Annotated in this window: 15 protein-coding genes; 10 read left to right on the forward strand and 5 right to left on the reverse strand. The window is 63.4% G+C overall.

Annotated elements, in window-relative coordinates:
- The first annotated feature begins 107 nt into the window (after window positions 1-107).
- Complete coding sequence (locus SFY93_RS15690; protein WP_089267069.1) at window positions 108-1031, forward strand: LysR substrate-binding domain-containing protein; 924 nt, start codon at window positions 108-110, stop codon at window positions 1029-1031.
- A gap of 206 nt (window positions 1032-1237) precedes the next feature.
- Here the strand turns inward: SFY93_RS15690 and SFY93_RS15695 are convergent, their stop codons facing one another.
- A complete protein-coding gene (locus SFY93_RS15695; protein WP_315841783.1) occupies window positions 1238-1378 on the reverse strand; it encodes a hypothetical protein in 141 nt (46 codons plus the stop codon).
- 359 nt (window positions 1379-1737) lie between these two features.
- The gene (locus SFY93_RS15700; RefSeq protein WP_320443773.1) at window positions 1738-2037 is read right to left on the reverse strand and encodes a hypothetical protein; all 300 of its coding nucleotides are present in this window, start codon (window positions 2035-2037) and stop codon (window positions 1738-1740) included.
- Window positions 2038-2173: 136 nt separating this feature from the next.
- Between SFY93_RS15700 and SFY93_RS15705 the strand changes: the two genes are divergently transcribed.
- On the forward strand, window positions 2174-4450 hold the full coding sequence (locus tag SFY93_RS15705; RefSeq protein ID WP_320443774.1) for an autotransporter family protein: 2277 nt from the start codon (window positions 2174-2176) through the stop codon (window positions 4448-4450).
- Window positions 4451-4549: 99 nt separating this feature from the next.
- Here SFY93_RS15705 and SFY93_RS15710 read toward each other — a convergent pair whose 3' ends face one another.
- From SFY93_RS15710 to SFY93_RS15720, 3 genes are all read right to left on the reverse strand, one after another.
- Entirely contained in the window at window positions 4550-5740 is a 1191-nt protein-coding gene (locus tag SFY93_RS15710; protein ID WP_320443775.1) for a helix-turn-helix transcriptional regulator, read from the reverse strand.
- 267 nt (window positions 5741-6007) lie between these two features.
- Window positions 6008-6457 (reverse strand): DUF3455 domain-containing protein, encoded by a 450-nt coding sequence (locus SFY93_RS15715; RefSeq protein ID WP_320447781.1) that lies wholly within the window; start codon window positions 6455-6457, stop codon window positions 6008-6010.
- A gap of 94 nt (window positions 6458-6551) precedes the next feature.
- Window positions 6552-6974: a GFA family protein gene (locus SFY93_RS15720; RefSeq protein ID WP_175367441.1), complete on the reverse strand. Its 423-nt coding sequence runs from the start codon at window positions 6972-6974 to the stop codon at window positions 6552-6554.
- Between the two features lie 196 nt (window positions 6975-7170).
- Between SFY93_RS15720 and SFY93_RS15725 the strand changes: the two genes are divergently transcribed.
- From SFY93_RS15725 to SFY93_RS15760, 8 genes are all read left to right on the forward strand, one after another.
- Window positions 7171-7611, forward strand: a complete 441-nt coding sequence (locus SFY93_RS15725) for a C40 family peptidase (protein ID WP_320443776.1) — start codon at window positions 7171-7173, stop codon at window positions 7609-7611.
- Window positions 7611-11465 (forward strand): baseplate multidomain protein megatron, encoded by a 3855-nt coding sequence (locus SFY93_RS15730; protein WP_320443777.1) that lies wholly within the window; start codon window positions 7611-7613, stop codon window positions 11463-11465. Before SFY93_RS15725 ends, SFY93_RS15730 begins: the two co-directional genes overlap by 1 nt.
- A 101-nt stretch (window positions 11466-11566) precedes the next feature.
- Window positions 11567-12637 carry a DUF2793 domain-containing protein gene (locus SFY93_RS15735; RefSeq protein WP_320443778.1) on the forward strand — a complete coding sequence of 357 codons (1071 nt, stop codon included), beginning with the start codon at window positions 11567-11569 and terminating at the stop codon, window positions 12635-12637.
- Window positions 12638-12679: 42 nt separating this feature from the next.
- On the forward strand, window positions 12680-13456 hold the full coding sequence (locus SFY93_RS15740; protein WP_320443779.1) for a glycoside hydrolase family 19 protein: 777 nt from the start codon (window positions 12680-12682) through the stop codon (window positions 13454-13456).
- A gap of 2 nt (window positions 13457-13458) precedes the next feature.
- Complete coding sequence (locus SFY93_RS15745; RefSeq protein WP_320443780.1) at window positions 13459-14031, forward strand: 3TM-type holin; 573 nt, start codon at window positions 13459-13461, stop codon at window positions 14029-14031.
- Window positions 14032-14107: 76 nt separating this feature from the next.
- The gene (locus SFY93_RS15750; RefSeq protein ID WP_089267078.1) at window positions 14108-14773 is read left to right on the forward strand and encodes a response regulator transcription factor; all 666 of its coding nucleotides are present in this window, start codon (window positions 14108-14110) and stop codon (window positions 14771-14773) included.
- 22 nt (window positions 14774-14795) lie between these two features.
- Window positions 14796-16172, forward strand: a complete 1377-nt coding sequence (locus SFY93_RS15755; protein WP_320443781.1) for an ATP-binding protein — start codon at window positions 14796-14798, stop codon at window positions 16170-16172.
- Between the two features lie 405 nt (window positions 16173-16577).
- Window positions 16578-17120 (forward strand): helix-turn-helix transcriptional regulator, encoded by a 543-nt coding sequence (locus SFY93_RS15760; protein WP_231080994.1) that lies wholly within the window; start codon window positions 16578-16580, stop codon window positions 17118-17120.
- Window positions 17121-17256 lie beyond the last annotated feature (136 nt).

Raw genomic sequence — 17256 nt, forward strand, 5'->3', positions numbered from 1 at the left:
CTAGAGCTGGTGTCTGGCGTGCAAAGCGCTGCTAAAGTCACTCTGAACTAGACTTCAGCCTGTCACAAATCAGTAATACTCAGGTCATGGGTTAGAAATTCTCAAGCATGTCCACCTTTGTCCCGCGCCGTAGTCTGCCGCCGCTGAATGCGGTCCGCGCCTTCGAAGCTGCCGCCCGCCTCGGCAGTCTGAAGGAGGCGGCCGTTGAACTCAGCGTGACCCACGGCGCCGTCAGTCAGCAGATCCGGCTACTGGAAGACTGGCTGGGTGCTCCGGCGCTGTTTCGGCGTTCGGTCCGCCGGGTCGTGCTGACGCCTGCCGGCGCAGCGCTGCTCACCGAATTCGGACCGGCGCTCGATCGTATTTCGGCTGCCGTGCAGCAGCATCGAACCAGACGGCATGACGCGCCATCCATCGTGCTGCATGTGAACGCTCTCGCAACTTTCAGTCTGCGATGGCTGTTGCGACGCATGGGCGCTTTTCGTGCGGAGCATCCCGACATCGAGGTACGCTTGAGCACGTCGAACGAGACGATCGACGCTCTGGCAGAGCCGTTCGATGTCGTGATCAGAGGTGGCCCGGACACTTTTCCCGGTTACACCTCGCGTTTCCTGTTCGGGGAGCGGCGGCTGCCCGTGTGTAGTCCGACCATCCTGGATCGGGCGCCGCTGACCGATATCCGCGATCTGTCGCACCATACGCTGCTTCACGTCTCCTCGATGGCGCGGCTGTGGCGCGACTGGCTGGCTGAGGCCGGAGAGCCCGCCCTTCGCCCCGAGGCATCCCTGACCTTCGATCATTTCTATCTGACCATCCAGGCGGCGATCGACGGACTCGGCGTGGCGATGGGCCCGACCGCATTGGTTGCCGATGATCTCGCGGCGGGGCGATTGATGACGCCGTTTCCGGACATCAGTCTCTCGGCGCGAAGCTACTTCGCCTATCTGCCGGAAGCACGACGGACCGATCCACATATCGCCGTGTTCTGCGACTGGCTCGAGCAACAAGGCCGCGATCTCGTCCGGAGCTAGCGTCGATAGCACCGTCGCTTTCATGAACGGCTGGGGCAAGGCGCGAGCGGCGACGCCGATTAGGGTACTCGTCGGTCGCTCTCCGGCCCCGAACAGCTTCCTGGTGTATCGGCAATGTCGATAATGTCCGCGGCTTTCCCGATATCCCCGGCAACGACTTCGTCATGAGCTATCCGACGCCGGGGACGGGTGGGGGATGATCGCGATCAATCGGTCCCCTGCAGCGTGACGGATGGCGTGTGGGTCGCATGTGATGCGGCGGCATCGATTCGTTGCAGGGCGACGTAGTGAACGATCACGAAGCACGCGATCGCGGCGGCGTAGAGCAGACGTTCGAGTAATGCCATCGATGGTCCATCCGAATGAGAGGCGCGCTTGTCGTGGCTCATCATCGATGGAGCAGTGATATCAAGCGTCCTACGAACGACCGATATGCGTTCACATTCGTCTGTTGCGTGCGTTGCCACGTTCCGACGCGAGAGACATCGAACCAGCGCACGCACTGATAGATCGAGCTTGCGATGTGCCAACCGGATTCGATCTCGAAAGACTTTGTTAAGCGTCTTTCGTTGCGCAAACGGCACAGGCCGCGCGTTTGTTCAGCGTGAACACGCTTCGATTATTGTCCGATTGTTGCGGCTCATCTAGCTTCGCAAGTGTCCTTCGCGGACTGCACGAAACGTCTGCATCCTCGAACGGTGTGGACTCAGGCGAAACCGGAATAGCTCATGCGCGAATGCATCGGGGTTGCGACGATTAGACGACAGTCGGATGACATGCGCCACGAGAGTCCAGATCGCACCCGGCGATCTCGATCCAGCAGCGCCCGAACGCGATTGCTTCGCCTGCTGCTGGCGAGCGCGTCGGTGGCCGCGTTGTCGGCATTGTTGCCGCGATCAGCGGCGGCGCAACAAGCGTGGACCGGGGCCACAAGCTCCGACTGGATGACTGCCACCAACTGGTCAACCGGAACGCTGCCTGGCGCGGGTAGTTCGGTCAACATCAATGTTACATCCCCCAACCCGACTGTCCTCAGCGGTGGGGCGACGGCCGCGACCGGCGGCATTTCTGTTGGCTCCGGTGTTGGATCATTCGGCAATCTGACAATTCAGGACGGGAGCACGCTCACAAGCAGCCATGGCGTGTTCCTTCGAGTTGCCCAGGGAGGCACCGGGATCGTCACAGTAACCGGAGCCGGATCGCAGTGGATCCTGTCCGGCGGCGCCCAGCTCGTCGTCGGTTTCGCCGGCAACGGCACGCTTAACATCGAGAACGGCGGCACGGTCATCGCGCAAAACGGCCTCAGACTCGGGAATAGCGTCGGGAGTTCCGGCACGCTCAACGTCAGCAGCGGCGGCATCCTGGAGACGACAGGCATAACCGTGGGCCCTGGAACGCGGCAGATGAACTTTGATAACGCCATTGTCCGGGCATTGGCGAATAACGCCGCTTATTTTGGTGGAGTGATCAACCAAACCAATATTGCCGCCGGCGGACTGACGTTCGATACCAATGGGTTCAACGTCAAAACGCTTGGATTCAGCGGCGTCGGTGGATTGACCAAGATCGGCGCCGGGACCTTCACGCTGGGCGCCGCCAGTACATATACCGGCGAAACGGTGATCCAGCAGGGCACGCTCGCGCTGGCGGGCCCGGCAACCTCTGCTGATGATGCCCTCGCCAATTCGAGCCGGGTGGTCGCGAACGGAACGTTCGACGTTTCAGCGATCAGCGGCGCCGGCTCGCATATTCAGAGTCTCGCAGGAACTGGCAGTGTCAATATCGGCGCAAAGAACCTGATCATCACCAATGCCAACGATCTGTTCTCCGGCATCATCTCCGGCACCGGCGGGCTGACGCTCAGCGGCGGCATGCTGACCCTGTCCGGTGTCAACACCTATACCGGCGGCACCACGGTGAGCGGCGGCACGCTCAGCGTCAACGGCAGCGTCTGCGGCGCCATGAACGTGCTGGCCGGCACGCTGCAAGGCATTGGCACGGTCTGCGACACGTCGAACGCAGGTATCGTGGCGCCCGGCAATTCGATCGGAACGCTCACCGTCGCGGGCAACTACACCGGCAATGGCGGAACGCTGCAAATCGAATCCGTGCTTGGCGGCGACGCTTCTCCGACCGATCGGCTTGTCGTCACCGGCAACACCGCGGGCAGCACCAATGTGCGGGTGATCAATGTCGGCGGCGGCGGCGCGCAGACCGTCGAAGGCATCAAGATCATCGATGTCGGCGGCGCGTCGAACGGTGCGTTCTCGCTGCTCGGCGATTATGTGATCCAGGGCCAGCAGGCGGTGATCGGCGGCGCCTATGCCTATACACTGCAGAAGAACGGCGTCAGCACGCCGACCGATGGCGACTGGTATCTGCGCTCGAGCCTGATCAATCCTCCGCCAGCTGCTCCGGCAGGTCCCCTCTATCAGCCCGGCGTGCCGCTGTACGAGAACTATGCGCAAGTATTACTCGGCATGAACGAACTTCCGACCATGCAGCAGCGCGTCGGCAATCGCTACTGGGGCGGCAGCGATGCCATGGCGCGCACCGGTGTGGCGGCGGCGTCGGGTGAGGCGCCGACGCCCACGGCGTTCTGGGGCCGCATCGAAGGCGGCCAATCCGATTTGCAGCCCTCCACCACCACGGGCTCCACCTATAAGGCCGACCAGCTGAAAGTGCAGGCGGGCCTCGACGGTCTTCTGATGGAGAACGAGCGCGGAAGGCTGATCGTCGGTCTCACCGGGCAATATGGCCTGACAACCGCCACTATCACCTCGTCCTTCGGCAACGGCCGGATCCGCGTCGAAGGTTCGGGCGTCGGCGGCACGCTGACCTGGTTCGGCGACAACGGCTTCTATGTCGACGGCCAGGCGCAATCGATGTTCTACCGCAGCGATCTGTCCTCGGTGCTGGCCGGCAGCATGACCCACGGCAATGAAGGCGTGGGCTATGCCTTCAGCGCTGAAACCGGCAAGCGGTTCTTTGTCGGCAACGGCTGGTCGCTGACGCCGCAGGCGCAGCTGTCCTATGCGAAGGCCGAGTTCGATCGCTTCACCGATCGGTTCGGCGCGCCGGTGTCGCTGCGCGACGGCGACAGTCTGCTCGGCCGCGCCGGCCTTGCGCTCAACCACCAGAAGACCTGGAACGACGGCGCCGGCATCGTGCGCTCGGATATCTACGGCATCGGTAACCTGCGCTACGAGTTCCTCGACGGCACCCGTGTCGATGTCGCCGGCACCGGCTTCGCCAGCGCACAAGACCGGCTGTGGGGCAGCATCGGCGGCGGCGGCACCTATAGCTGGGCCAACGGCCGCTACGCAGTGTTCGGCGAGGTCTCCTATAGCGCGAGCCTCGAGGACGCGGCGGCGAACCGCAGCTACAAGGGCACTGGCGGCTTCCGCATCGTCTGGTGAGCGCAACGTCGCCAGCCCTTCAGGCAAGGCCTTACGCCGTTTTGTGCTATCGGCGTCTCGCGACCCGATACGACATACTCGCGGCAAATTATCTGGCGCTCATCCGATCACGCGCGTCGCATAGCCGGCGAACAGCTTGACCAGATCCGCCTGCCGCCGGGTTCCGGTTTTGTAGAACAGGCGGCTGAGATGCGTCTTGATCGTCGTTTCGGCGACGCCGAGCGCTGCAGCGACCTCCGGCACGCCGCCGACCTGGACGATCGCCAGCAGGACGCGAAGCTCTGACGGTGTGAGCTGGAATGTCTTGCCGATGAGTTCGGGCGGCGAGGTGGCGTCGATATCCGCCTTGCGCACGAACAAAGCCGCGGTGGCCGAATAGACCAGTCCGGCCTGTCGCCGTGCTCCCGATGTCAGCGGCAGGAGATGTGCGACGTATCGTTCGCCAGTGCTGCAGACGAGCGGCATGGCGATTCCGCGCGTGCCGAGCGCGCTGTCGCCTTCACCGGCGACGGCGAGGGCCTCCCGCAAGGCGCGATCGGCCTGGCTGTCGCGAGCACTGAGGCGGCCGGAGGAGGCGCGCAGGACGTCCGCTGTATCGAGCATGGCATGGCCAGCAAAGTTGGCATGAACGATGCGCGCAGCGGAATCGACGAGGAACAGGCCGACGCTCAGCCCGTCCAGCGTATCCGCCAGCGTCGCGGCCTCGGCGGCTTTCAGATCGAACATGCGTCCGATCATCACGGCGCGGCGGATATGCGGCGCGATCAGTCGCATCCGGTGACGTGCGCGCTCATCCGCGACGCCGTCACGTTCATGCCGGAACACGCCGAACATGGCGACATTGGCGATGGACTTGTCGAGCACCGAATTGATGCAATCCGCCAGTCCCTGCGGCTGCACCCATTCCTTGTAGAAGCGGGTTTCCCTGAACTCCGCATAAGGCAGGATGTCCTCGATGCCGATCGGTTCATCGAGCTTCGCGAAAAACTGCACGGTCGTGGTGGGATCGAGCGCAACATATTTGTCGAAATAGGAGCTTTGATAGTCCGCGGAAATGCCGACCACGTGGAGAATATGCCCCGACGGCATGGCTGCATTCTTGGTATAGAGGCTGGCGCCGACGCCGCCGACGAATTGCATCGCGCGCTCGATCGCATTCGTCCAGGACGACGAGTCGAGGACGGTGTCGTAGATGCAGCCGATCAGGTCGCTGAGCTGTTCTGCGCCTTCTGCGAGATCAGGCGATGCGAGCCGGGCGGCCATCGGCCAGAGCGGAGTCACTGACGTCATTTGCAACTATCTCTCGGGAAGGTGAGCATGCACCTTTACATGCGTGCCTGTGCCGGCACATCGACGATGCGTGATTGGAAAGCTATGTGGTTCCGGCGGCGATGTCGTTGCCGAACGCGCAGAAGCTGTGTTTCAGCGCGCGAAATATTTCCGGATGATGCGCGGAATAAATCGAAAATCGCGGATGTGCGTCGATCGGTCTTTGATAGCAAAATGACGGCGCTTGCGGCGCCGTCTTTTGAACCAAATTCAACTGATGCGGAACACTCAATCCTTGTGCAGGAATGCGTAGTCTGCCGAATAGGGCACGCTGAGAAACTGGCCGGCATCATCGCATGAACCGGCGGCAACGCCGCCTTTGGTGTTGATGCGCTGGATCACGTCGACCGTTGCGAGCTTGCCGTCGCCGTGCCGGTCAGTCACCGTCAATTTGAGCCATGGGATATCGCTCGCGGTTTTACCTGGTGCGCGGCCAACCGCTTTACCGCGTAGCGTGCTGCCATCGGTGAGTTGCCAATGCGGGCCCGCATAGTGGCGCCCTACGGTCAGTCCATTGGACAACAGCGTGGCGGTCGGCTCGCGGAAGGTCCAGGCAAGCTTGCCGTTCGAGGCGGCCATGCACTCATACACCTGCGCTCCCTCCGCGTGATAGATCGCGACGATCGTGGCATCCGGCTCGGCAATCTCGGACGGCACCTGAGCCGCGGCCGCATGCATCAGCGCGGCGAGGGCGGCGATGAGCGCCGCCCCGAACAGTCTGCATTTCACTTTGCAATTCATGTGATCGTTCATGGGACCTCGCGCGTGATGTCTATTCAGCGACGGCCTCGCCGGAGCCGCCGAGCTCCGCCGGAAAGTCCTTCAACTTCGGCAGGCCGTCCTTCATCGGCAGTACGGTCTCGGCATAATTGACGTGGACACCGGGTTCGAAACGAAGTGTCGGGATGGTCGCCGCAAAGACATCGACCAGGCCGAACGTCGGATGATTGGTCAGCAGGTGTCCGCCACATTTGCTGCAATACTGGCGCTGGCTGAGCGGTGTCTTCTGGAAGCTTGCAACATGTTTGGCGCCTGCAGTGATCCGCACGGCGTTCGGTTTCCACAGGCTGAAGGCATTGACCGGCCCGCCGGACCACGAACGGCATGAACTGCAGTGGCAATATCCCATCGCTTCCGGGGCACCATCCGCTTCCAGTTCAACTGCGCCGCAGAAGCACTTCCCGACATGTGTCATCGATCTCGTTTCCTCTTGCTCGTGCATTGTGTCCCGCGGCGAAGCCGGGGGCATCGAGCGTTCTGCTAGCAAGGACGTGCAAAGCGGAGCGTCATGCGATCGGATGAGCCAGCATCACAAGATGTGTCGATGCAATACGCGTGCCGGATGGCGATGTGGCGCGTCGCGCAATCGCTGACGCGATGGAGTTCACGTGATGATCGAAACGCTCACGCCTACGGTCCTCGTTTCCGAGGCGCGGAGCTGGATCGGCACGCGCTATCAGCATCAGGCGTCGGTGAAGCATGTCGGATGCGACTGCCTCGGCCTCGTGCGCGGCGTCTGGCGTCATTGCATTGGCGATGAGCCGGAAACGCCGCCGCCTTACGCGCCGGACTGGGCGGAGGCGCGGGGCGAGGAAGCGCTGGCGCAGGCGGCGCTGCGTCATCTCGTGCCTATCGCGGTGGATGAGATCGGCGCCGGCGACGTGTTGCTGTTTCGCTGGCGCGACGGTTATGTGGCCAAGCATGCGGCGATTGCCAGCGGCGAGGGCACGATGATCCACGCCCATGACGGCGCGGCCGTCTGCGAGGTCGCGCTGACACCCTGGTGGCGGCGGCGTCTGGCTTACGCGTTTCGCTTTCCCGGAGTGGACTGATGTCGCAACTGGTTCTCTCGACAGCCGGCGGCGCCATCGGCGGGATGTTCGGCCCGCTTGGTGCGATTGCGGGCCAGCTCGCCGGTGCGGCGCTGGGTGGTGCGATCGATAGCGCGCTGTTCGGCTCAAACGATCAGGCCACAAGCGGGCCGCAACTGGCCGATCTCGATGTGATGGCGTCCACCGAGGGCGCGCCGATCCCGCGCGTTTATGGCCGTGCGCGGCTGAGCGGGCAGGTGATCTGGGCAACACCACTGGAGGAAGTCGGGACGTCGGATACGGTGCCGACCGATGGCGGCAAGGGCCTCGGCGGCGGCCCGACCACAACGACGACCACCTATAGTTACTTCGCGAATTTTGCGGTTGGATTGTGCGACGGCGTGATCGGCCGCGTCGGGCGGATCTGGGCCGACGGCAAGCCGCTCGATCTCGAGGGCATCAATTTTCGCGTCTATCGCGGCACCGAAGACCAGATGCCGGACGGGCTGATCGTCGCGAAGGAAGGCGCGGGCAACGCGCCGGCCTATCGCGGGCTCGCTTATGTCGTGTTCGAACGCTTGCCGCTGGCGAATTTCGGCAACCGGATTCCGCAACTGTCGTTCGAGATCATCAGGCCGATCGGTCTGCTCGAAGCGATGGTGCGCGCAGTGACGCTGATCCCCGGCACCACCGAATTCGGCTATGAGCCGTCCACGGTGGTGCAACTGCTCGGCCCCGGACAATCCGCGCCGGAGAACCGCCATCACGGCTCGGCGCGGTCCGATGTGGTGGCGGCGCTGGACGATCTGCAGGGCCTGTGCCCGAACCTCCAGCGTGTCGCCATTGTCGTGGCGTGGTTCGGTTCTGATTTGCGCGCCGATTACTGCCTGGTACGGCCGCGCATCGACAACCCCGCCAAGACGACCAGTCCGCTGACGTGGTCGGTGGCAGGCGTCACGCGCCCCTCCGCCTATGTGGTGTCGCAAATCGACGGACGTGCGGCGTTCGGCGGTACGCCGTCCGATGAGAGCGTCGTGCATCTGATCGGCGAGCTGAAGGCGCGCGGGCTGAAGATCACGTTCTATCCGTTTGTGATGATGGATGTGCCTGATGGCAACGGCCTGCCAGATCCGTGGAGCGGGGCGGGCGCGCAACCGGCCTATCCCTGGCGCGGCCGCATCACCTGCGATCCCGCACCGGGACAACCTGGCTCGCCCGACGGCACTGCAACGGCCGGCGCGCAGGTCGATCATTTCTTTGCCGGAGGTGTCTGGAACTATCGCCGGATGGTGCTGCACTATGCGCAGCTCGTATCGCTTGCCGGCGGCGTCGATGGCTTCCTGATCGGCTCGGAATTGCTGGGGTTGACGCGCGTGCGCTCGGCGTCGGGCAACTATCCCGCTGTCGCTCAACTGATCGCGCTCGCAACCGACGTGAAGGCGATCGTCGGTGGCGGCACGGCCGTGACCTATGGCGCGGACTGGACCGAATATGGCGCGCATGTTGTTGGCGCGGATGCGTCTGAGATCAGGTTTCCGCTCGATCCGCTCTGGGCCTCGGCTGCGATCGACGCAGTCGGGATCGATTACTATGCGCCACTATCCGACTGGCGCGATGAAGCCGATCATCTCGATCGTGATCTCTCCGACACGATCTATGATCGCGCTTATCTGCGCGGCAATGTGGCGGGCGGCGAGGCCTATGACTGGTACTATCCGAATGCTGATGCGCGCGATGCGCAGGACCGTGTTGCGATCACCGACGGGCTCGGTAAGCCGTGGGTCCATCGCGTCAAGGATCTCTGGAACTGGTGGGGCAATGCGCATCACGAACGTGTCGGTTATGCGGAGCTCGGCAGTCCGACGGCATGGGTTCCGCGCAGCAAGCCGATCTGGCTGACGGAAGTCGGCTGTCCCGCCGTCGACAAGGGCGCCAATCAGCCCAGCGTGTTTCCCGATCCGAAATCGTCGGAGAACTTTGCGCCGTATTTCTCCAGCGGCGCCCGCGACGACCTGATGCAGCGGCGTCATCTGGAAGCGTTCATCTCTGTGTTCGATCCCGCCTTCGGCGCAAGCGACGCGGAGAATCCGGTGTCGCCTGTTTATGGCGGACGGATGATCGATGTATCGGCGATTCATGTTTGGACCTGGGACTCGCGGCCTTATCCGATCTTTCCGGCGGCTGACGACATCTGGGGCGATGGCGCCAACTGGCATACCGGCCACTGGCTGAACGGCCGGCTCGGTGGCGCGCCGCTGGATGCATTGGTCGACAGGCTGGCAACGGATGCCGGCGTCACGGGGATCGATGCCTCGGCGCTGTCAGGCGGCTGCGACGGCTATGTGGTGGACAGGCCGATGGCGCCGCGGGCGACGATCGAGCCGCTGTCCGTGGCCTATGCCTTCGATGCGACGGCCGCGGATGGCACCTTGCGCTTCATCCCGCGCGGCGGGATGCCTGTGGCGGAATTCACCGAAGACGATCTGGTCGCGCCGGATGACGGCGCGCTGGCGCGGCTGGTGCGCGCGCAGGAGACCGAACTGCCTGTTCAGGTCAGCATCGGCTTCAGCGACGCGCTGACGGATTATCGCCGCTCGGCGGTGTCATCGCGAAAGCTCACCGGCGGCGCCAGCCGGCTGCTGCATGCGGATCTCGCCGTCATCACCAGCGATACGGCAGCGACCCAGCGCGCCGAAGTCTGGCTGCAGGATCTGTGGGCCGGACGCGAGCGGGCTGAGTTCGCCGTCGGGATGAATGCGCTGGCGCTGGCGCCCGGTGATGTGATCGCGCTGACGCTCAACGAAAGGCGTCGGCTGTTCGAGATCAGCGGGATCGTCGATACGCAGGCGCGGCAGGTGACGGCGCGCAGCATCGATCCCGACGTGTTCGCCGTGCCGCTGCTGGCGCCGGAGATCAAGCTGCCGCCGGTGCCGGCGGCGCTCGGGCCGGTGCAGGCGATCGCGCTGAACCTGCCGGTGATCGACGGCGCCAATGCCGATGTGCTGACGCGGCTCGCTGTCTTCGCCAATCCGTGGCCGGGCTCGGTGGTGATCTGGCAATCGAAGGACGGCGCGAGTTTTCAGGTGGCCATGGTGGCGGCAACACCTGCGGTCATCGGCGAGACGCTGGATCCGCTGCTGGCGGGACCGACAGCACGATGGGACAATGCCAATACCTGCCGCGTGCGGCTCCATGGCGGCGCGCTGGCTTCGCTGTCCGATGCGCGGGTGCTCGGCGGCAGCAATTCCGCAGCGGTGCGGAATGCGGAGGGCGACTGGGAGATCATCCAGTTTGCCAATGCCGAACTGGTCGAGGCCAACACCTACAAGCTGTCGCGGCTGCTGCGCGGGCAGGCGGGTTCGGAATCCGCGATGGCATCGCTATTGCCGGTTGGCGCGCCGTTCGTGATGCTCGATAGAAGCCTGGTGCCGATCGCACGGGGCCTCGACGCACTTGAACGGCCATTGTCGCTGCGCGTCGTCGGCAACGGCCGCAGCCATGACGATGCCTCGGCCGTCGCGCTGGTGCTGACGCCGGATCGCAGTGCGTTGCTGCCGCTGGCGCCGGTGCATGTGAAAGCCGTTCGCAAGCCCGACGGCATCCAGATCTCGTGGATCAGGCGCACGCGTCTCGATGGCGATGGCTGGAATGCCGAAGTGCCCCTTGGCGAAGACGGCGAGGCATACCGGCTCGAGATTCTCTCGGGTAGCACTGTCGTCCGCAGCATCGCCTGCACCACATCGCAGGCGCTCTATGCGGTGGCCGATGAGGTCGCCGATTTCGGCGCGCCGCAGCCGAGCCTGCATCTGCGCGTGGCGCAGCTGTCTGGCACCGTCGGCGCCGGGCATGTGACCGAGGGTATAATTTCATTGTGATCGTCATTGCGAGGAGCATAGCGACGAAGCAATCCAGCTCTTGGTTTTCTGGATTGCTTCGCTGCGCTCGCAATGACGGCTGAGAGCGCGAGACCGTAGACATGACCGACACGCCGAATCTCAAGCTGCCCTTCATCGAGAGCGGGCAGGCGCAGAAACACGTCACCCACAACGAGGCGCTGCGCATTCTCGACGCGGCGATCCAGATCTCGGTACTCGATGTGACGCGAACCGTACCGCCGGCATCGCCGGCCGAGGGCGCACGGCATATCGTGGCGGCCGGGGCGTCAGGGGCCTGGAGCGGCCATACGCTGGCTATCGCCACATGGCAGGACGGGGCATGGACGTTCCTCGTGCCGAAAGCCGGCTGGTGCGTCTGGTCGATCGCCGATGACGTGATGATGGTGTTCGACGGCGACGGCTGGCGCGACCTGCGCAATCTGGCGCTCGACAATGTCGATCACCTCGGCGTCCACACCGATGCCGACAGCAGCAACCGCTTCAGCGTCAAGTCGGATGCCGTTTTATTGTCGCATGACGACGTCACGCCCGGCAGCGGCGACCTGCGGGTGACGTTCAACAAATCAAACTCGGCGCGGGATGTCGGTCTCACGTTCCAGTCGAACTATTCGCCGCGGGCGCTGATGGGCCTGCTCGGCGACGACAATCTTACGGTCAAGGTCTCCGCAGACGGCGTGAGTTATCGGACTGCGATGACGGTCGACAGAGCGAGCGGGCAGGCCAGTTTCGAGCAGTCCCCGAAATTTCTCGCTTATCTGAACTTCGATAAATACTGCGCGGCGAACACCTTCACCAAGGTGCAGTTCAACAATGCCAGGCATAACGACCAGAGCGCTTTCGATGCCGGGAATAACCAGTTCGTCGCTCCAGTGGCGGGCATCTATGCGCTCGGTTTTCGGGTGATGTTCAAGGCCAATGCCGCGGTGCCGACCATGCTGACGGCGGCCATGTACAAGAATGGCGTCGAACTGCTCGACGATACGCGCATGCAGACGTCGTCGGCCATCATCAGCAACAGGACGATGCTGAGCGGCCACACGCTGCTCAAGCTCGCCGCCGGCGATGCCATTTCGGTATGGGCCGCGATGGAGACCAATGACGGCTACATCGCCGCAGCCCAGAACAGTTTCCACGGCTACCGCGTCGCGTAAGGCTGCGTCGGGCAACGATCTCTTTTCCTCAGGATCATCATCATGAAGCTCAATGAAAGAGCCTTGCGGCGCCTCTGGCCGCAGGGCGATAGCCGTGTGCCCGGCTTACTGTCAGGCATGGCGCAGTCGTCGGAATCCGTTTTCCAGAGATACGGCATCACCACGCCTTTGCTTGCCGCGCATGTGATGGCGCAGATATCACACGAATGCGGAGCAGGGCGCGACGTCGTCGAGAACATGAACTACAGCGCCGGGCGGATGATGCAGGTTTGGCCGTCGCGGTTTCCGACCATGGCGAGTGCGGGACCTTATGCCGGCAATCCGCGGGCGCTGGCCAACAAGGTCTATAACGGCCGCATGGGCAACGCCGTCGGCTCCGATGACGGCTGGAATTTCCGCGGCAGGGGCGGGTCGCAGACCACGGGCCGCGAAGGCTATGAGCGGGTCAAGAAGGCCACGGGGATCGATGTGGTCAGCCATCCCGAATACCTGATCGATCCGCGTTACTTCCTCATTTGCGCCGTGTCGGATTTCATCAATTGCGGCTGCCTGCCATTTGCGAAATCCGACGATGTCGTCGGCGTCACAAGGCGGCTGAATGGCGGCACCGTGGGTCTCGCCGAGCGGAAGGCGTGGCTGGCGAAATGGAAGGCTGCGCTGCGCGATGCGTCGCTGGCGCCCGCGCCATCCGTGGGGCTACCGCCCGTGGCCGCATCGCCGCCGCTGGCGCCGGAACTGCCGACAGCCAAACCCACCAATAAGCCCACCAATCTTTCCACATTCATCGCCGCGCTTGTCGCGGCCTTCCGGAGGACATGACCATGGACTGGAGTGACCTTGCCAAGCAGGTGATTGCGCTCGGCGCGCCGATGCTGGGGACGGCCCTGGGCGGTCCGCTCGGCGGTGTGGCCGGCGAGATCCTCGCCAAGGCGGTGGGCTCGGCGACGCTGACACCGGCGGCGGTGCAGGCAGCGCTCCCCACGGCCGATCCGACCAGGCTGGCAGAAGCCGAGGCGCATTGGGCTGACATGATCCGCGCCGAGGCGGAGACCCAGCGCGCGGCGATATCAGAGACCCAGGCGACCATCCGCGCCGAGATCGCCAGCGACGATCCGCTGCAGCGCTGGTGGCGGCCGGCCTACGCGCTGGAATTGACGGTAGAATGCGCCGCGCTGTGGTGTGTGCTGATGCACGAATTCTGGACCGGGGACATCCAGACCATCAACGCGCTGGTCAACGCCACGGCGCTGCTGGTGACCTATTGGGGGTTCCGTTTCGGCGTGCTAGGCGTCTATATCAGCGGTCGCACCCGCGAAAAGGTCAGCGCGCTCACCGGACAGGATGCGCCCGGCATGGTCGAGAAGCTGGTGAAAGCGGTCGTGAAGAAAAAGTAAGGTTGGCGGCTGCCGTCATTCATGGAGTGTTCACGCATCCGGGCATCAATTCGGATTGTGAACGCGGAGAAGTCATTTGCGCCTGCTCGTTGTCGAAGATGATCCCGATCTCAACCGTCAGCTCACCACGGCGCTGACCGATGCCGGCTATGTCGTCGATCGCGCCTTCGACGGCGAGGAGGGGCATTTCCTCGGCGACAGCGAGCCCTATGACGCCGTCGTGCTCGATATCGGCTTGCCGAAGATGGACGGCATTTCGGTGCTGGAAGCCTGGCGCCGCAACAACCGCATCATGCCGGTGCTGATCCTGACGGCGCGCGACCGCTGGAGCGACAAGGTGCAGGGCTTCGATGCCGGCGCCGATGACTATGTCGCCAAGCCGTTTCATCTCGAAGAGGTGCTGGCCCGCATCCGCGCGCTGCTGCGCCGCTCCACCGGACATGCCCAGTCCGAACTCACTTGCGGGCCGGTGTCGCTGGATACCCGTACCGGACGCGTCAGCGTCTCCGGCAATCCGATCAAGATGACATCACACGAATACCGGCTGCTGTCCTATCTGATGCACCACACCGGCCGCGTGATCTCGCGCACCGAACTGGTCGAGCATCTCTACGATCAGGATTTCGATCGCGACAGCAATACCATCGAGGTGTTCGTCGGCCGCATCCGCAAGAAGCTCGACGTCGATATCATCCAGACCGTGCGCGGCCTCGGCTATCTGCTCACGCCGCCGCAGCCGTGATCATCCCTGGAACCATGCGCTGATGCGCAACAGCTCGCTCGCAACGCGGCTGTTCCTGTCGGCGACGGCCTGGGTGGTGGTGATCCTCCTGATCACCGGCATCGTCCTGTCCTCGGTCTATCGCAGCGCTACCGAGCGCGCCTTCGATCGCCGCCTCAATCTCTATCTTCGCACCCTGGTGGCCGAAGTCGCCAATCCGCCGGACGCGCCCGATCACGAGACGCCATCGCTCGGTGAGCCGTTGTTCGAACTGCCGCTGTCCGGGTGGTACTGGGAAATCGCGCCGATCGACGCGGCGAAGACCGAGATGCGGGCCTCGCGCTCGCTGTGGGACAAGAAGCTGCCCAAGCTCGAAGACCAGGGTATCGAGCTCACGGCGTCGGGGATTCGCCAGGGCTATGTGGACGGACCGGAAGACCAGCGCCTGCGCATGGTGGAGCGTCCCGTCGATCTCGGCGCTGACGGCAAATTCCGCATCAGCGTTGCCGGCGACGCCACCGAAATCTTCGAGGAAACGCGGACCTTCGACTATTATCTCGGTGGCACCTTCGCTGCCCTCTCGATCGTGCTCGTGCTCACCACGATCTTCCAGGTCCGCTTTGGCCTCGCGCCGCTGAAGCGTATGTCGAGTGCCATTGCCGATATCCGCTCCGGCCGTGCCGAGCGGCTGGAAGGCACATTCCCTGTCGAGATCTCACCTTTGGCGAGCGAAATGAATGCGCTGCTCGATGCCAACCGCGCCATTGTCGAGCGCGCGCGCACCCATGTCGGCAATCTTGCTCATGCCATCAAGACGCCGCTGTCGGTGATCGTCAACGAGGCGAACAGCAGGGGCGTCGATCCCTTTGCGAGCAAGGTCTTGGAGCAGGCCGATGTGATGCGCGATCAGGTGACGCATCATCTGGAGCGCGCACGGATCGCGGCGCGCGTCACCATCGTCGGCACTGTCACCGATGTCGCGCCGGCGTTGGAGGCGCTGTGCCGGACGATGCAGAAGATTCACCGGGATCGCGGCATCACCATCGACCTTGAGGCCGATGCCGCAGCGAAATTCCGTGGCGAAAAGCAGGACATCGAGGAGATGGTCGGCAATCTCGTCGACAACGCCTGCAAATGGGCGGACTCCCATGTCACCATCGGCGTGCAGGTCGAGCGCACCGGCGGTGCCGATCCGGCGTCGAAGCTGCGGATCATCGTCGATGACGACGGACGCGGGCTGTCCGATACCGAGCGCGCCCAAGTCGCGCGCCGCGGCCAGCGGCTCGACGAGACCAAGCCGGGGTCAGGTCTGGGTCTGTCCATCGTGGTCGATCTGGCCGCGCTCTATGGCGGTAGCCTGACGCTCGGCAAGGCGCCGATCGGCGGGCTGCGGGCGGAGCTGGTGTTGCCAGGCGTGTGAGGGCTTGCCCGTCACCGCCTGGAAATGCATATCTCTATATGCAACCTGTAGTTTAATGTTGTGTTGTTACTGTCGGTGGATGCGGTTTCAGGCAGCTTGGGGTTTCGGGAGAAACCAAAGGGCGTTGACATTTGTTAACAGAAGAATAGGTGTTGGATGTGAGGATGGCTAGGCGGCCTTTGCATCCGAACAAAGAGATCGAAGCTGCGGTTGCTTATGCCGAGCAAAATGGCTGGTCACGGGTGAAGGTCAAAGGGCATGCCTGGGCGAAACTCTTGTGTGCGCATCATGATCGCGAAGGGTGTGCGGTATTCGTCTGGTCGACATCCCGAAATCCGCAGAACCATGCGCGCCAGCTGAGACGCGAGATCGATCGTTGCCCGCACCGAGAACAGGAGGACAGTGATGACAGAATTTGAGTTCAGCATCATTGCATCCGGTCTCGATCCGGACGCGGAGGATTTCGCTGATCGCTTTTTCGACGCGGGTTGCGACGATGCGACAATTTCGTTCCAGAAAGGCCACATCATTGCTGATTTTGCCCGCGAAGCGACATCGATAGATGCGGCCATCTGCTCGGCGGTCGAGAATGTCATGAAGGCGGGCGCGCAGGTCGATCGCGTCGAGCCAGACCCGCTGGTGAGCCTTTCGGATATTGCCATGCGAACCGGGCTGTCGCGCGCGGCGATCACCAACTATGCCAGCGGCAATCGTGTCGGCAATTTTCCGCCACCGGTTGCACGCGTGACGTCGAAGACCTCGCTGTATGACTGGTCAGCGGTGGCGACATGGCTGTTCCAGCACGATCACCTGTCGCGCGAGAAGGCGATGGAGGCGGAGGCTGTCGGGGTCGCAAATGAGGCGATCCGCGCGCGCACGCCGAAATTGCAGGAGGCACTGCGCGATGGCTTGGCGGCCTACGCAAAGAGGCTCGACGGCGTCGCATAGGCTAGATCCGCGTCTTTTGCTCTCGCTATCGACACGCATCTCATATAACGCCGAGGCGAAATCACGAGGATGGCAATGCGGGTAGGATTTGTTGAGTGGCCAGAAAACTTAATTGCCGATAGCGAGCAATGGCTTA

Origin of the sequence: Tardiphaga sp. 42S5, assembly GCF_034044155.1 — a bacterium.
Lineage (GTDB): Bacteria > Pseudomonadota > Alphaproteobacteria > Rhizobiales > Xanthobacteraceae > Tardiphaga > Tardiphaga robiniae.

Excerpts from the sequence above, each read along its gene's own strand:
- SFY93_RS15690 (WP_089267069.1), top strand. The coding sequence starts at position 108 with ATGTCCACCTTTGTCCCGCGCCGTAGTCTGCCGCCGCTGAATGCGGTC.
- SFY93_RS15695 (WP_315841783.1), bottom strand. The coding sequence starts at position 1,378 with ATGGCATTACTCGAACGTCTGCTCTACGCCGCCGCGATCGCGTGCTTC.
- SFY93_RS15710 (WP_320443775.1), bottom strand. The coding sequence starts at position 5,740 with ATGACGTCAGTGACTCCGCTCTGGCCGATGGCCGCCCGGCTCGCATCG.
- SFY93_RS15715 (WP_320447781.1), bottom strand. The coding sequence starts at position 6,457 with ATGCATGCGGCCGCGGCTCAGGTGCCGTCCGAGATTGCCGAGCCGGAT.
- SFY93_RS15720 (WP_175367441.1), bottom strand. The coding sequence starts at position 6,974 with ATGACACATGTCGGGAAGTGCTTCTGCGGCGCAGTTGAACTGGAAGCG.
- SFY93_RS15725 (WP_320443776.1), top strand. The coding sequence starts at position 7,171 with ATGATCGAAACGCTCACGCCTACGGTCCTCGTTTCCGAGGCGCGGAGC.
- SFY93_RS15730 (WP_320443777.1), top strand. The coding sequence starts at position 7,611 with ATGTCGCAACTGGTTCTCTCGACAGCCGGCGGCGCCATCGGCGGGATG.
- SFY93_RS15735 (WP_320443778.1), top strand. The coding sequence starts at position 11,567 with ATGACCGACACGCCGAATCTCAAGCTGCCCTTCATCGAGAGCGGGCAG.
- SFY93_RS15740 (WP_320443779.1), top strand. The coding sequence starts at position 12,680 with ATGAAGCTCAATGAAAGAGCCTTGCGGCGCCTCTGGCCGCAGGGCGAT.
- SFY93_RS15745 (WP_320443780.1), top strand. The coding sequence starts at position 13,459 with ATGGACTGGAGTGACCTTGCCAAGCAGGTGATTGCGCTCGGCGCGCCG.
- SFY93_RS15755 (WP_320443781.1), top strand. The coding sequence starts at position 14,796 with ATGCGCAACAGCTCGCTCGCAACGCGGCTGTTCCTGTCGGCGACGGCC.
- SFY93_RS15760 (WP_231080994.1), top strand. The coding sequence starts at position 16,578 with ATGACAGAATTTGAGTTCAGCATCATTGCATCCGGTCTCGATCCGGAC.